Origin of the sequence: Microcoleus sp. FACHB-1515 (assembly GCF_014696105.1) — a bacterium.
GTDB lineage: Bacteria > Cyanobacteriota > Cyanobacteriia > Elainellales > Elainellaceae > JAAUTJ01.
On record NZ_JACJPO010000038.1, the window covers coordinates 49,429 to 64,339 of the forward strand.

The window sequence follows — 14,911 nt, forward strand, 5'->3', positions numbered from 1 at the left end:
TCATTGGCGCTCTTGGAACTGCGTCAGCAGGCGCACGGTGAAGGTTGTCCAGCCTTGTGCGCTTTCGACCTGAATTTCTCCTTGAAGGCGATCGACAAATTTTTGCACAAGCGCCAGTCCCAGCCCAGTTCCGCCCTGCTTCCAAGGATCAGCGTCAGGAATGCGGTAGAATTTTTTGAAAATATGCGGCAGTTCAGCGGCGGGAATTTCCGCTTGATTTTGCAGTTGAAACACGGTGAACCCTTCTTCTTGCCAAACGGTGAGCAAAATTTCGTGATCGCTAGCCGTGTATTTGCAGGCGTTGTTCAGGAGTTCCGCCAAAATCCGCTGGAGCATTCCGAAGTCACAGGTCATTGGCTGAAGGTTGGCCGGACAGTTGACCTGCAAGCGCTGTTGCCGATGCGAAATTCGCGTCTTAAACGGTTCAATCAGGGCAAGCAGCCAGCGCTGGAGCGCTAAAGTTTCCAGCGTGACTGGCCCTGCTGCCACTTCAAGCCGCTGCAAATCAAGCAAATCGTTGATGAGTTCGGCTTCGCGGGTCGATTCGGCTTCGAGAATCTGCAAATAGCGCTGGCGGCGCGTTTCATCGGGCGTATTTTTCAGCATGTGGATCGCCATTTTCACGTTAGAAATTGGCGTCCGCAACTCGTGCGACACGGTGCTTAAAAAGTCATCCTTGAGGCGGTTGAGCTTTTCAAGTTCTTTGACCTGCGCTTGCGAAGCTTGAAAGAGGCGGGCTTGGCGGATGGCGATCGCACACTGGTTTGCCACCTGCTGCACCAATCGAATTTCATCGTCGTTAAATTCGTAATCTTTGTGATTGATCAGCCACAGATCGCCCAAAACCGCTTGATCCATGCCTTGCGACGAAGCAGGATCGACAAAAATCGGGCAGGCCAACATTGCGACCTGTCCGCGCACTGGATTGGGCAGCAGCGAGCAAAACTGAAAGTACAAGCCGTCCTTAAGCTGACTGTAGATTTCTGGAAATCGATCCATTTGTGCGACTCGTCCCTGATAGGTCGGAATCGAATTGGTGTAGTCGTAGCAAATGGTTGAGATGCCCTGATCGAGATCGTACAGGGCGGCATTGCAGCCGCTTAGCTCCAAAACCAGCGTCAGTTCGCGCACGGCGGCATCGAGAATTTGACCTTCATCGAGCGAATCACGGACGCGATCGGTAATTCGCTTCAGCATCGACTCAAAATTCAGGGCACGTTCAACTTCTTCGGTGCGCCTGCGGACTTTCTGCTCTAAATCGGCATTAAGCTGCTGCGCCTGCTGATACTTTTCGGACTGAGCGATCGCGATCGCAATCTGGTCAGCCAACTGCTGCAACAAATTCGCCTCATCAACTTTCCACTGGCGCGGAGCCGCACACACATGGGCACAGATTAATCCCAGCAGCTTATCGTCTTGCAAAATCGGCGTTACCATAGCGGCTTTGATTTGATGCTGCTGCACCAGCGATTGCACTTCGGGCGGCAAAGCAATTTGCTCAGCATCATCGATCGCTGCAAAGCCGCGACTTTTGTAGAAGGCGATTCGCTGTGCCATCCGGTCAGGATCGATCGCGGTGCCTAAAACCGAAGGCCATGCCGCATTCACGGATTCTGCCACGATCGCAGCACTGCCATTGGCCGCAATCCGGTAGACGACAACGCGATCGGTCTGGAGAAACTGTCGCACTTCAGCCACCGCACTGCTAAGAATTTCTTGTGGATTTAGCGATAGGCGAATGCGACGCGCAATTTGACCAATCAGTTCTCCTTGTTCAACGCGCTGCCGAAGCTGCTGCTCAACAAGCTTGCGATCGCGAATGTCGTGCAGCAGCCAGCGCAGTTGAATCAGGCGATCGGCTTGCCGCTGGGCAGAACCGCTCAGCAACACATAAATAGGTTCCGGGTGATGCAGCAAGCAAACTTCTTGCGTTTGCGTAAGTGCGCCTTGCTCAAATGCGCTGAGCATTTCGCTCCACTGCTGGCGAGATGCATCTGTCAGCAAGTGATGAAAAGGCTGCTGGATAAGGTCATCTGGCGATCGATCGAGCAATCTTGCCGCTGCTTGATTGACGGTGAGAATCTGGCCTTGCGCGTTGGTGACGATATAGGCATCGGGTGCAAATTCAAACAAATCTTGATAGTGCTGCGATCGATCTTCGAGGCGGGCGATCGTCTGTGTGAGCTGCGCTAGCGTTTCCCGGACGCTGGCAAGCACGGGTGAATCAATGCACAGCGCATTCAGTCGATGCTGCACCAGCTCGATTTGCTGGTCGAGGCGGTCTTGCTCCACTGCGTCTCTCCCGTTTCGCCTGCGCTGATTGGCTCGCTGTTTTTGACAATAACATTTAGGCAAACTTCCTGAGAAGCGCAAAACCGACAGGATGGCGCGATCGCCCAATGAATTCGACTTTCGTATAGTTTTTCTGAGTTTTCGCGGCTAAAAAACGAGGGAAGATGAACTCCTCCCTCGCTTGCGGATTGATTGGATTTGAGCTTTTGGCGAAGTTGCTGCTGCTGTTTGCGAAGCTGCCTTGCTCTTGCAGAGCCACCTTTGCCTTTGTCGTTACGACCCGATCGCCGAGGAGATTCCCAGCGCTTGAGTTGAGCCATGTTCCACCTCCAGGAAATGCCCGTATCAGCTTCCACACCAGTTGCGATCGATTTCCCGCACAGCTACCGGAGTTGGAAAATCGATTGTGAACTGCATGGGCAGAGAGAGACTCGAACTCTCATACCTTTCGGTGCCACATTTTGAGTGTGGTGCGTCTACCAATTTCGCCATCCGCCCTGGATGTCTTTGCTGGGTTGACCAGCTTCATCATTATAGCGAACCGGACGCGATTTGAGTAGGGTTTGATAATCTTGGCTGCTGGCCCAGCGATCGATTTCTCGTGCTCGCAAAACCGGAACCGGATGGCTGAGCTGGCTAGTTTGCGCCTGCTTCAGCAGTTCACCCAGTTCGCTGCTGCTGACATCATCGTAAGAGCGAGCTTGTTCAAGAAAGGCATCCAGGTTCAGCAGTGGCGCAAGCGTGGGAGAGCCGCCGGACAGCTTCATCAAAACAGAAGCGACGACACGCGGATCTTGGGCAACGAGGAGGGCAGCGCGATCGCAGGTGAATTCGGCACAGCGCACCCATTCGAGCAGTTGGGCTTGCAGACCTTGAGCGATCGCCGCTCCGACCGAGGGCAGTTGCGCTGTTGCCAAAACTGCAATGTTCGCCAGCGTCAGGTAAACGCCGTGATCGCATTTAAGATGGCCGAGTTCATGCGCGAGAACCGCCTGAATTTCTTCGGGCGTCAGCAGTTCGATCAGCGAAGTGTGAACGACAATGAATGGCTGGCGTCCGCGCATGGCGAAGGTGTAAGCGTTGGGGATCGGGTGCTGCCGAATGTAGAGTTGCGGCACTTCCAGATCGAGAATTTTGCAGGCTTCCACCAGCAGTTTATGCAGGTCGGGCAGTTGCTTTTCGCTCACCAAGACGCTCGACGCGATATTTTCCAGATAGAAGAATTGCTCTGCGATCGGTCCCAGCAAATTTCGCACGACCAAATCCATTCCCGGCAGTTGCTTTAAGGCCTGAGTCGCCTGCAAATCAAGCGGATGGCGGAAGTGATCGGACTTGAGACCCAACAGCAGAGTTTTAGAAAGTGACATATCAAACGCAATTGCCGCTACAAAATTGATTGTAGCGGCAGGCAATCGAGACTGACAGCAATCTAAGCGACGGGTGCGGGCGTCGGGGCGATCGATTGGGCACTCATATCTGGGTCAGCCTTGACGCGCTGAATCCGTGCCCCCAGCTTCAGCAGTTTGCCTTCGATGTTGTCGTAGCCGCGATCGAGGTGATGCAGTCCTTGAATGGTTGTCATTCCTTCAGCGGCGAGTCCGGCCAGCACCAGAGCGGCGGAAGCACGCAGATCGCTGGCGACAACAGGCGCACCCGACAGAAACGAGACGCCGCGCACGATCGCATGACGACCCTTGACGCGAATATCGGCTCCCATCCGGTTGAGTTCCGCGACGTGCTGGAGGCGATTTTCAAACACGGTTTCGGTGATGACGCTATCGCCTTCGCTCAAGGTCAGAAGTGCCATAAACTGCGCCTGCATGTCGGTGGGAAAACCGGGGTAGGGCAGCGTTTCGATATCCGTTGCAATGCGCGGCTGACGGGAAACGATCGTCAGGCGGTTCGGTGCTTCGGTGATGATTTGAGCGCCGATCGCTTGCAGCTTCGAGATGACAGCCGTTAGATGATCCGGGACAACGGGCGCGATCGAGATTTCCGAGTGCGTGATCGCTCCGGCAACCAGGAAGGTTCCAGCTTCGATGCGATCGGGGATGATCGAGTAATCAACAGAGTGCAGCGAAGGAACGCCGGAGATGACGATCGTGTTCGTTCCGGCTCCCCGAATTTTTGCGCCCATTGCCCGACAGAAGTTTGCCAGATCGACGACTTCCGGTTCTTGGGCGGCGTTTTCGAGGATCGTTTCGCCATCGGCCAAGGTTGCCGCCATCATCAGCGTTTCGGTCGCGCCAACGCTGGGATAGTCGAGGTAGATTTTAGCGCCTTTGAGTCGCTTGTTGACGCCGCGAATGTAAGCATGAACCGTGCCATGCTCGATTTGCACATCGGCGCCCATCGCCTGCAAGCCGCGCACATGCAGATCGACCGGACGCGCTCCGATCGCACAGCCGCCAGGAAGCGGAATTCTCGCCACGCCCATTCGTGCTAGCAGCGGGCCAATGATGAAGAAGCTGGCTCGCATCCGGCTGACAAGTTCGTAGGGCGCTTTCGACTGGCTGACGTGGCGAGCGTCAATTTCCAGCACGTCGTCTTGGCGATCGAGCTTGAGTCCCAAGGCCGACAGCAGGTCGCACATCTTGGCAACATCGGCAACGGCAGGCAAATTTCGCAGGCGGCAATCTTGCGGACAAAGCAGCGCACCCGCCATGATCACCAGCGCCGAGTTCTTGGCTCCGCTGATTTTGACTTGGCCTGCTAGCGGCGTTTTGCCCCAGACTTGCAGCATGGACTTGTCTTGTTCAGGCTGAGCCTGAGAACTGGTTGGGGTGAATGAAGCGGTAATGGCTTTGTCCTCCAAGAATTTATGCTTACGCGGAAGTAAATTTGGTTTCGATTCTACAGGAAAGTTTCAGAATGTCTAGTATTCAAGAAACTGCAAGCAAGGCAAATTTGATGTTACCGTTGTCTGACCGTGCTTTGCCATTTTCTGTTTGAAACAGCAGTTGACAAAGAAGTCGATCTGCGTAAAGATTGTAAATCGCAGTCGAAAAACGCTAGCGGAACTGGCGGAATTGGTAGACGCGCATGATTCAGGTTCATGTGCCGCAAGGCTTCCGGGTTCAAGTCCCGGGTTCCGCATTCTTAACAGATTCGATCGCTGCCATTGCGCTGACTGAAGGCTGATTTTTCAAAGGCGGTTAGGTTCGATCGCTGCCGCTTTGCTTTTAGATGAAGTCTGTGTAAAGACCGGACTCAAATTGCTCACTGCGATCGTCTGCAAGCTTACGATTGCAAGATTATTTCGGTGCATTTGCCAGATCGTGACTTGTCTTGCATGAAGACAGTAATTCCTTTTGGATTTGAACAGCCACCAGATTTGAGCAGCCATGTTTCCAGTCAAGCCGTTGACCCAGTTGACCGCGATCGCCTTCCTCTTCGGCCTGAGCGCAGGCAAAGCGATCGCCTCTCCATCCACCGAAATCAAAGCCAGACTGTTCTCCGAAATTGGCTTTGAATATGCCGCACTGGGCAGCGATCGCGCTGTTGAAGTGTTTGATCAGGCGCAGCAATCGATCGACGCAATGACCAATCGCTGCTATCAAGCGAATCCGGTTCTGAGAGTCGGCGGCGGCTATTGGCTGCTAGAGCGGCCAGAGGGCGAACGCCTCTTGGCTGAAGCGATCGAGATTGCCAAAGCGCAAGAAAGAACAGGCTGTAGCAGCAGCGCGACTTCTCCAACCGAATCGCTGGCAAATCGAGCCAGAGAATTTGCCGAGGCTGGACATTTGGATTTGGCGATCGAGGTTAGTACAAGACTGGGCGATCCGGTTTCGCTGGCAGAATTTTCTACTGAGCTAGCCAAAGCGGGTGAAACGGAACGGGCGGATGCAGTTTTAGATCAGGCGATCGATTTTCTCCAACAGGTTGAAGCGCCAGGGCAAAGCGAGGCAGCATGGTGGAGAACGCTGATTCTTACCGTCATGGGCGAACAACTTCTTGCCGCAGAACGCCCAGAAGCCGCCCAGCAAGTTTTCGATCGCGCTCTTGAAAGCGTTTCAGAAATTGAAGCACCTGCCACCGAAGCGGCTGCACTCAATCAAGCTGCATTCAATCAAATCCATTCAACGCTGCGAATTGCGACTGCACTGGCAGACAGCGGCGCGACCCAGCAGGCGATCGAACTGCTCAATCAAACCGTTCCAAAAATTCGGGCACTGGAAGCAAGGGGAGAGTCGCTTGAATATCTTGTAATTTCAAAAGTGGGCCTTTTTGTTGATGCCGCGATCGCCTATCACAAACTCGATCAGCCAGATCAAGCGATCGCGCTGCTCACTGAAGTTCGAGATCTCGCCCCTCGCCGTCCGCAGGTGTTAGCGAGAGTGACAGAAGGCTACGCGCGAATTGGCGAGTTTGAGCAGGCGTTGCAAATTGCGCGATCGATTTCGTCTGCATCCGAGCGACAAATGGCGCTTCGGCAAATTGCGCTGACGTATGTTGCAGCAGGCAATGAGGCGGAAGCGGTGAAAATCGCCCAGTCGATCGACAATCCCAGCGCGATTTACGACAGCATTGTTCAGCACTATCTGTTTCGCCAGCAACCCGATCGCGCCTTGAATTTCGCGCAAGCTCGGCAAGTGACCGACATGAATTCCGACTTGGCAACCGCATTTCTCGAAGCCGGACAGCCCGACCGCGCCCTGCAAATTGTGCAGGCTAATAATCTTGAAGGCTTCGCGCCCGACATTGCCCAAAGCTTTGCCGAGAACGGACAGCCCGATCGCGCGATCGCCCTGATTCGCGAGCAGTGGATTTTGCCCAGTTTTGCTGGAAGCTTTGCTGAAAACGGACAGTTCGATCGCGCCCTGCAAATTGCCGAATCGATCAGCAATCCTGAATTCAAGGCGCAAGCGTTCATTGCGATCGCCCAAGCCTACAGCCAGGATGCACCAGCGCAGAACGCCGTTCAATCTTGGTTCTCTCACCTGGTTGAGCAGGTCGAGTCGATGTTTGGCACATCCGATCGCGAACGCGCTGCCGAAATGCTCGATCGCGCCCTGGAAGTCACCGAGTCGATCACCGCAGCGGACGTTCCTCGGTAAGCTGGCTGTAGATTGAATTTCAGAAGGCGATCTTGTGCTCACCAGCTTGCAAAATCCGCTCATTAAACAACTCCGCAAGCTGCAAAAGGCGAAAGAGCGGCACGAACAGCAGCTTAGTTTGCTGGAAGGAACGCATCTGATTGAAGAAGCGATCGCCACCGATCGATCCTTGGCGACACTTTGCTGCACCGAGTCTTGGCAGCGTCAGCATCTTGCGCTGTATGAGCGAGCGATCAATCGCTGCGATCGCGCCGAGATTGTCAGTCCTGAAGTGCTGGCGGCGATCGCCACAACGGTGAATCCGGATGGTGTCGTGGCAACGATCGATCGGTTGCTGCCGATCGAGCCACCCACAGATCCCAAACTGGGCGTCTTGCTCGATACGCTGCAAGATCCCGGAAATCTCGGTACGATTATTCGCACGGCTGCGGCTGCAAACGTTGATGGCTTGTGGCTGAGCGGCAACAGCGTCGATCTCGATCATCCGAAGGTGCTGCGGGCTTCGGCTGGACAGTGGTTTCGTCTGCCAATGGCCGAATCTGACGATTTGCCGACTTTGATCGAGCAGCAGAAACGGCAGGGCGTTCAGATTGTGGCAACGCTGCCGAATGCCGACCGCCTCTACTGGCAGGCAGATTTGCGATCGCCCACGCTCCTCCTGCTCGGAAACGAAGGCGCAGGACTTTCGCCAGAACTGGCAGCAATGGCTGACCTTGCGGTGAGCATTCCCCTAGCGCGAAACGTGGAATCTTTGAACGTGGCGATCGCCTGCGCTCTGATTCTCTATGAAGCGCAACGACAGCGACAAAGCTAAGAATTGCGCTGCTGCATAAACTGCTCAATGTCGGCTAGTACCTCGTCGATCGTTGCTTCTTGATTTTTTGCCTTCGCGGGGCTAGTTTGCTGCACATTGCGCTCAAGCTGTTCAAGCGACTGCTGAAACTCGCGGGCAGCAGCACGACGCAATTCACGCGGATTGTTGGTCAAAGCAACTTCTCCCAAGCAAAAAGTGACACGGCAGATCACCTGAACGCACAGGTAATTCTGTTATCGGCGATCGCTCGTTCTAAAAGTAGCGAAAATTTTCGGAAATGTCGCGATCGAATGGTGGCAAGCTTGCGTGGAAAGGCAGAAGGTTTGGAAAGAAGACGCTTGCCGCCGCCGGATACCCACCCGCCGACACCCATTGTCGAATTGACCGTCTCCAGTTGAAAATTAATGAAGGAATGCAACACCTACGGGGAATAGCAGTGAACGGATTTGATTACGACTTGATCATTGTCGGCGCGGGCGTGGGTGGACATGGAGCCGCCCTGCACGCTGTTAGCTGCGGTTTGAAGACGGCGATCATTGAAGCGGCAGACATGGGCGGAACCTGCGTCAATCGCGGCTGCATTCCTTCCAAAGCGCTGCTAGCGGCTTCGGGTCGTGTGCGCGAGTTGCGAAATGCCCATCATCTCAAATCGTTTGGCATTCAAGTCGAGAATGTGGTGTTTGAGCGGGAAGCGATCGCCAACCACGCCAGCAACCTCGTCTCAAAAATTCGCGGCGACATGAGCAACAGCCTCAAGCGCTTGGGCGTAGACGTAATCACAGGCTGGGGCAAGCTGGCCGCACCGCACAAAGTTTCCGTCCAAACGGCGGAAGGCGAAAAGACGTTGACCGCACAAGACATCATTTTGTCTCCGGGTTCCGTGCCGTTTGTGCCACCGGGAATTGAAATCGACGGCAAAACCGTGTTCACCAGCGACGATGGCCTGAAATTGGACTGGTTGCCGCCTTGGGTTGCAATTATCGGCAGCGGCTACATCGGTCTGGAATTCTCTGACATCTACACGGCACTCGGCAGCGAAGTGACGATGATCGAAGCGCTGCCGCAACTGATGCCCGGATTTGATCCTGACATCGCCAAGCTTGCCCAGCGCGTGCTGATTGCGCCCCGCGATATTGAAACCAAAGTCGGACTGCTGGCGAAAAAAGTCACACCGGGATCGCCCGTCGTGATTGAACTGGCGGATGCAAAGACGAAAGAAACTGTTGAAATTTTGGAAGTAGACGCTTGCCTGGTGGCGACAGGTCGGATTCCCGCGACGCAGAATTTAGGGTTGGAATCGGTTGGGCTAGAACCCGATCGACGCGGCTTCATCACGGTCAACGACGAAATGGCCGTTTTGAGTGACGGAGAGCCTGTGCCGCATCTGTGGGCGATCGGGGACGCGACCGGAAAGCTGATGCTGGCTCATGCCGCTTCTGCCCAGGGAATCACCGCTGTTGAAAATATCTGCGGACGCGCTCGTCAGGTAGACTACCGCAGCATTCCCGCTGCTGCTTTCACGCATCCCGAAGTCAGCTTTGTTGGCTTGAGCGAACCTGCCGCGCAGGAACTCGCGAAGGAAGAAGGCTTCAAAGTGGGTACGGTGCGGACGTACTTCAAGGGCAATTCCAAGGCGATCGCCGAAGGCGAAACGGACGGCATCGCCAAAGTGATCTACCGTCAAGATACCGGGGAAGTGTTGGGCGCTCATATCTTTGGGCTTCACGCCTCAGATTTGATTCAAGAAGCGGCCAATGCAATCGCTCAGCGGCGCACCGTTCACGAACTGGCTTTTCTTGTCCACACGCACCCAACCCTTTCAGAAGTCCTCGACGAAGCCTACAAACGCGCCGTCACTACTCATTAAATCAATGCAAATTCGTCGTCGTCCTCCCAATCCCGCTGTTGCGGTCGATATTTTGCGCTATCAGGTCGCGATGCCGGATGCGGAACCGCGCCATATTCTCGAAGAAATTGTGTGGCACAAAGAAGTCGAAGTGGCGCAACGGCGCGATCGCGTTCCGTTAATCGAACTGCAAAAGCAAGTCGCCAAAACTGCCCCTGCGATCGATTTCATTGCCGCCCTGAAAAATGCCCGAACGCAGCCTGCCCTAATTGCCGAAGTCAAGAAAGCATCACCGAGCAAAGGCGTCATTCAGCCGAACTTTGATCCCGTCGCGATCGCTCAAGCCTACGAGCAAGGCGGCGCAGCCTGCATTTCCGTTTTGACCGATCAGCGCTTTTTTCAAGGCAGTTTCGAGTATTTGCAGCAGATTCGCACTGCCGTCTCAGTTCCTTTATTGTGCAAGGATTTTGTCATCTACCCGTATCAAATTTATCTAGCGCGAGCAGCGGGTGCAGACGCAATTTTGCTGATTGCAGCCATCTTATCCGACCAAGATCTGCAATACTTTGTAAAGATCGTCAATGCAATTGGCATGACGGCATTAGTGGAGGTGCACACATTAGCCGAACTCGATCGTGTCCTTGCCATTGAGGGCGTGAAACTGGTCGGAATCAACAATCGCAACCTAGAAGATTTTTCAGTCAGCCTGCAAACAACAAGCGATCTGTTGCGCGATCGCGCCGCTGACCTGCAAGCTCGCCAAATTACCGTTGTCAGCGAATCGGGATTGCACACCGCAGTGGATTTGCAGCAGGTTTCCCAAGCTGGTGCAACTGCGGTTCTGATTGGCGAATCCATCGTCAAGCAACCTGATTGTGCTGCGGCGATTCGATCGCTGTTCATGCCTTCCGCCTAGATTCAATCATTCTTAGGAACATCGTTGGGTTTCATGGAGCCAATTCCTCTTCCCTCTCATATCCACTACGAACTGGTGCTGCAACTTTTGGAGCGGCAAACGATGTTCGCGCTGAATCGATCGCCCCAGCAAGAACAGGTACAAGAACTGATTATCACGCTACGCAAAGCCTTCGCCCAGCAAAAGCACCTGGAAGAAAGCTGCCGCCGCGCCAATTTACCGATCGATTACCGCTGGTCGCTGAACGAGCAGAAACCCGCACCCCTGCCGCCAAAATCGGTGTGACGCGCAGTTTTCAAAATCTTCCGTAGAATCGCCCAAGATTTGAAACAATCCTGTAGACTGTAGCGAAGACTTTTGGCTTGTGCCGCGCCGAAAGTGATGTGCCCGTTGTGGCTGCTGGATTGAAGTGCGGTGCTTGTGGGAGGTTGTGGAGTGTCACGCCCGGACGAAGCGGTTTGGTCTACAAACGATGTGGCGATCGAGTTGCCGCCTGACGGTGCGATTTCTGCCGCCGCCTATCAAGCTTTGCTCGATGACCTGGCGCAGGCGCAAACGCTCGACCATGAGCGGGTTGGCCGCATCTATCACCTTGAACAAGCGCTTGACCAAGCTTTGGCCTGCATTGAAGATCTGAAGCTGCAAGTTCACGATCAGGCGTTTCTTGAAGCGCAGTTGGCAACGACAGAGGAGTTTGCCTATGTGCAGCAGCAGGCGATCGCGCGTCTCAAACTGCAACTGAATCAGCAGCGGCAACTGATTGAAGCGCAAGCCAGCGAAGGCGAACTTCGCGATCAGGCCGTGCAGTCAGTTTTGAGTACGACCGAATCGATCGCCCAAGGTCAGCAGGACGTGTTAGAGCAGTTGCGATCGCGCCTTGCCCAAGATCAAGCCGAAGTTTACGCCCATCGCCGCCGCTTGGAAAAGCAGCTTCAAGATTTGCAGATCGCCCTTGATTCGCGTCAGCAGCGCATTCTTGAACTCGAATCGGAATCACTAACCAGCCGCATGACAACGGCCAGTTTAGAAGTGCAGCTTGCCGCCGCTCAGCAGCAAATTCGCAATCTTTGCCTTAGTCTGAATCAGCATCAGGCCAGCCTCGCGAATCTGGAAGCGCAACTCACCGCGAATGGCGTCACGCAGCTTTCGCTTGAACCGCTGATGCAAACTGAGTTGCAGCAGGAATTGGCGATCGCGCAAGGCAAAGTCGAAGAACTTGAAACGCAACTCGATCGCTTGCTCAAGCAGCAAGCGGTCTGGCAGCAAAACTATCAGGAATTAGAAGGCGATCGCGCGGGCAATCACGCCAGAATCGAAGCAATGGAGCGTGAAGCGGCAGAAATGCAAGAGCAAATTTTGCAACAAGCGCGGCAAGCCGAAGAATACGAAACTGCCGTGCAGCACTGGAAAGACCGCTACACGACCAGTCAAACTCAGCTTTTGCAGCTACGCGAACTGCTGCGAGGCGCGATCGATTCGGGCAGCACAGTGGCAAGCGTGTGGGCGGCAATCGAGCCGCTGTTGCCCGCTGCCGATGACGAGCTACCGTCCACTAAACCTCGATTTCAGTCGATCGATCTGCCCGATTTTCTGGTACGACGACGAGCCTATCGCAGCAAATCCTAAATGCGCTAGAGTACTTAGTCCCCATCATCCAGCCACAATCGCTCCTCTGTGCTGATCCTCGACGTTCGACATTCAATTTCCATTTCCCCTTTGCAATCGATCGCCCAGGCTTTAATATCTCTGTGATTCGCTGCGGCAAAATTCACCGAAATTGAGTTACGGTTTTGGCAGCGATCGATCGGGTGCAAGTCGCGTATCGTTGAGCGTTCTTTTCTTTGCGTGTGTCAGCAATGTCTAGCATTCTTAAACAAGCGCTTCGCGCGTTAAGGCAATCGCGCGAGTCAAACGGGCGCGTGCAGCGCTGGTTTAAGTGGCTTGCGCCAGGGCTGTCGGTGAAGCGCTGGCTGCTGATGAGCGTGGCGGGCGTGCTGATGGTCGCGTTGGGCGCGGCAATTTGGACGAACCAAACTCCGGTTTTTTATCTGACGCGGTTCATCGGTCGGCTGCTCAATACAATCACCAATGTGCTGCCCAGCCATGTCAGCGGACCGATCGCGATCGCCATTGGCCTGTTGTTCATCTTCTGGGGACAAACGCGCAGCCTGGGCGCGATTACTGAAGTGCTGATGCCTGAAGGCGATGCAGAACTGATTGATGTGCTGATGACGCATCGCCGCTTGCATCGCGGTCCCAAGGTCGTCGTGCTGGGCGGCGGAACTGGACTTTCCACCTTGCTGCGCGGGCTGAAGGCTTACAGTGCGAACATTACGGCGATCGTCACGGTTGCGGATGACGGCGGCTCATCCGGGCGACTGCGGCGCGAAATCGGCGTCTTGCCGCCCGGAGATATTCGCAACTGTCTCGCGGCACTGGCGGACGAGGAAAAATTACTGACTGAACTGTTTCAGTATCGCTTTCAGGCCGGAGACGGGCTGAGCGGGCACAGCTTCGGCAATTTGTTTTTGACCGTGATGAGCGAAGTGACCGGAGATCTGGAGCGGGCGATCGCCGCCATCTCGAAAGTTCTCGCCGTGCGCGGTCAAGTGTTGCCCGCAACGCTGGCCGACGTGCGCCTGTGGGCAGAATTGACGGATGGCCGCTTGATCGAAGGCGAATCGAACATCACCGAGGCGGGAGGAACGATCGCCCGCTTTGGCTGTACGCCTGCGAATCCGCCTGCCTTGCCCCGCGCCGTTCAAGCGATCGAAGAAGCGGACTACATCATCATCGGGCCGGGTTCGCTCTACACGAGCGTGTTGCCGAATCTGCTTGTGCCAGAGATTACTGAGGCGATCGCCCGTCGCGAGGTGCCGCGTATTTACGTCTGCAACATCATGACGCAGCACGGTGAAACGCAGGGCTACACCGTCTCGGATCACATTGCGGCGATCGATCGCACCTGTGGCAAAAAGCTGTTTGATGCCGTTTTGATTCAGAAAAAAACGCCTTCCGCGCAAGCTCTGATTCGCTATGCACAGGAAAATTCGCATCCGGTTTATTTCGATCGCGAAGCGGTTTTGCAAACCGGACGGCGAATCGTGATTGCCAACGTGATGCAGGAAAACGATCGTACCGGACAGCTCAGGCACGACAGCGATCGACTGGCAAGAATTTTGCTGCGCTGGTACAGCCGCAGCTAGCGAAATGGGCGAATTTGGCGGGGCGGGCGACGCGCTCTGCGGACGGTTTGCGGCAAAACGCCAACCAGCAGGGCAAAGGCTTCGTCGGGAATGCTGGCGATCGTGCCCGCATCGAAATAGTTTTCAAACTGAGTCAAAATCATCTGGGCACGCTGGAGCGGCACTGACTGGTCGGTAAACTGCTGCGTCAAGCGAATCCACTGACGGCGAATCAGATAGGCTTTTTGGCGTTCTTCGTGCGACTCCGGCGGAACCAGCGATAGATCGCCAACGGCAATCACTTTCTGGCAGTCTTTGTCAAACACACCGCCCACAACGGCTCCTGGCCCTGCAAATTCGGCGTAGTAGCTTTTATACAAAATCAGCCCGTTGCGGCGGCGACTGTTCACCAGCAGCAACTGACCGCTTTTGATTCGGCTCAAGATGTCTGTCACCTCAACACATTCAGCAATCGATGCCTCTTCATCATGACGGTTGGATGCAAATTTGGGGTCGGTTTTTGCTTCGGATTGTGCCACAGCCGTGCGGGAATTAGCACCGCTATTGGACAAATCGAACGAGGCGGATGGGGGCGTAGTTTGATGCGAAAGAAAAATTTGGGCCATTGCGGAAGCAGTGAGGTAGCGCTGCTGACTTTCTAGCTGTCTATTCGCAAATTGCGCTGGGGCAAATCGGCGGCACACAGTGAGTGGGCGTCAACGGAATTAGACAATTTCAGACGGAGCCGAGAATGAACGAGAACAACAGCACTGGCTGAAATGATCGAGTGGATTGAACTGG

General features: G+C 54.7%; 13 protein-coding genes and 2 tRNA genes. 8 read left to right on the forward strand and 7 right to left on the reverse strand.

The window, feature by feature from the left end:
- The 5 genes from H6F67_RS12765 to murA form a co-directional block, all read right to left on the reverse strand.
- On the reverse strand, positions 1-2,292 hold the full coding sequence (locus H6F67_RS12765; protein WP_190766941.1) for a GAF domain-containing protein: 2,292 nt from the start codon (positions 2,290-2,292) through the stop codon (positions 1-3).
- A complete protein-coding gene (locus H6F67_RS12770; protein ID WP_190767240.1) occupies positions 2,241-2,612 on the reverse strand; it encodes a hypothetical protein in 372 nt (123 codons plus the stop codon). Before H6F67_RS12770 ends, H6F67_RS12765 begins: the two co-directional genes overlap by 52 nt.
- Before the next feature lie 96 nt (positions 2,613-2,708).
- Positions 2,709-2,790 (reverse strand) — tRNA-Leu (locus H6F67_RS12775).
- Positions 2,769-3,659, reverse strand: a complete 891-nt coding sequence (locus tag H6F67_RS12780) for a M48 family metallopeptidase (protein ID WP_190766943.1) — start codon at positions 3,657-3,659, stop codon at positions 2,769-2,771. The genes H6F67_RS12775 and H6F67_RS12780 overlap by 22 nt, the downstream gene beginning before the upstream one ends.
- A gap of 62 nt (positions 3,660-3,721) precedes the next feature.
- Positions 3,722-5,107 carry a UDP-N-acetylglucosamine 1-carboxyvinyltransferase gene (gene murA / locus H6F67_RS12785; protein WP_348251715.1) on the reverse strand — a complete coding sequence of 462 codons (1,386 nt, stop codon included), beginning with the start codon at positions 5,105-5,107 and terminating at the stop codon, positions 3,722-3,724.
- 199 nt (positions 5,108-5,306) lie between these two features.
- Between murA and H6F67_RS12790 the strand changes: the two genes are divergently transcribed.
- From H6F67_RS12790 to H6F67_RS12800, 3 genes are all read left to right on the forward strand, one after another.
- Positions 5,307-5,388: transfer RNA gene (locus tag H6F67_RS12790), tRNA-Leu, on the forward strand.
- Between the two features lie 248 nt (positions 5,389-5,636).
- Entirely contained in the window at positions 5,637-7,349 is a 1,713-nt protein-coding gene (locus H6F67_RS12795) for a lipopolysaccharide assembly protein LapB (protein WP_190766945.1), read from the forward strand.
- Between the two features lie 34 nt (positions 7,350-7,383).
- Positions 7,384-8,163 (forward strand): RNA methyltransferase, encoded by a 780-nt coding sequence (locus H6F67_RS12800; protein ID WP_190766947.1) that lies wholly within the window; start codon positions 7,384-7,386, stop codon positions 8,161-8,163.
- Here H6F67_RS12800 and H6F67_RS12805 read toward each other — a convergent pair.
- Positions 8,160-8,336 (reverse strand): hypothetical protein, encoded by a 177-nt coding sequence (locus tag H6F67_RS12805; RefSeq protein ID WP_190766949.1) that lies wholly within the window; start codon positions 8,334-8,336, stop codon positions 8,160-8,162. The two genes, H6F67_RS12800 and H6F67_RS12805, sit on opposite strands and share 4 nt — an antisense overlap.
- Before the next feature lie 239 nt (positions 8,337-8,575).
- Here H6F67_RS12805 and lpdA point away from each other — a divergent pair, with 239 nt between their 5' ends.
- From lpdA to yvcK, 5 genes are all read left to right on the forward strand, one after another.
- Positions 8,576-10,030: a dihydrolipoyl dehydrogenase gene (lpdA, locus tag H6F67_RS12810; protein ID WP_190766951.1), complete on the forward strand. Its 1,455-nt coding sequence runs from the start codon at positions 8,576-8,578 to the stop codon at positions 10,028-10,030.
- A 4-nt stretch (positions 10,031-10,034) separates the two neighbouring features.
- Positions 10,035-10,925 (forward strand): indole-3-glycerol phosphate synthase TrpC, encoded by an 891-nt coding sequence (trpC, locus tag H6F67_RS12815; RefSeq protein ID WP_190766953.1) that lies wholly within the window; start codon positions 10,035-10,037, stop codon positions 10,923-10,925.
- A 33-nt stretch (positions 10,926-10,958) separates the two neighbouring features.
- Positions 10,959-11,210 (forward strand): DUF5340 domain-containing protein, encoded by a 252-nt coding sequence (locus H6F67_RS12820; protein WP_190766955.1) that lies wholly within the window; start codon positions 10,959-10,961, stop codon positions 11,208-11,210.
- Positions 11,211-11,360: 150 nt separating this feature from the next.
- Positions 11,361-12,551 carry a hypothetical protein gene (locus H6F67_RS12825; RefSeq protein ID WP_190766957.1) on the forward strand — a complete coding sequence of 397 codons (1,191 nt, stop codon included), beginning with the start codon at positions 11,361-11,363 and terminating at the stop codon, positions 12,549-12,551.
- Positions 12,552-12,781: 230 nt separating this feature from the next.
- A complete protein-coding gene (gene yvcK, locus H6F67_RS12830; protein WP_190766959.1) occupies positions 12,782-14,131 on the forward strand; it encodes a gluconeogenesis factor YvcK family protein in 1,350 nt (449 codons plus the stop codon).
- Here the strand turns inward: yvcK and H6F67_RS12835 are convergent.
- Positions 14,128-14,736 carry a hypothetical protein gene (locus H6F67_RS12835; RefSeq protein ID WP_242020617.1) on the reverse strand — a complete coding sequence of 203 codons (609 nt, stop codon included), beginning with the start codon at positions 14,734-14,736 and terminating at the stop codon, positions 14,128-14,130. The genes yvcK and H6F67_RS12835 overlap by 4 nt on opposite strands.
- Between the last annotated feature and the right edge of the window lie 175 nt (positions 14,737-14,911).